The following is a 353-nucleotide window of genomic DNA, read 5'->3' on the forward strand; positions in this document are numbered from 1 at the left end:
ATCGTGTTTTGCAGCTTTTCTATATTATGAACTAAGCAATACAGTTGCCATTGGGCATTCACTTTCGTTTGACCGCGTAAGGTCAATTTATTCATGCCTTTGTTAACTGTAATATTCCCGAACACTGGCTCTATACAGCCAAGTCGTTTGCTGTACTGTCGTCGCCCGATTGGGCTGTCTATTTTGACCTTCATTTTGTCGATGTAGCTTAGCTTTTTACGCGATTCATCATTTTTAAACTGAACTTGCCGTCCTGTTTTTATAGGTGGCTTTCGCATACATTGCTGTTGCAGTGGGCATACCTTGCAATCTTTTAAGTAACCGCAGAATCGGGTGTATTTTTGGTTATGGCT

General features: G+C 41.1%; 1 protein-coding gene. It reads right to left on the reverse strand.

The window, feature by feature from the left end; genetic code table 11:
- Nucleotides 1-293: transposase (locus H5154_RS23275; RefSeq protein WP_259398605.1), on the reverse strand; the 293-nt coding region annotated here is incomplete at its 3' end.
- Nucleotides 294-353: the final 60 nt, after the last annotated feature.

It is taken from the genome of Pseudoalteromonas sp. SR44-5 (assembly GCF_014163675.1).
Lineage (GTDB): Bacteria > Pseudomonadota > Gammaproteobacteria > Enterobacterales > Alteromonadaceae > Pseudoalteromonas > Pseudoalteromonas rhizosphaerae.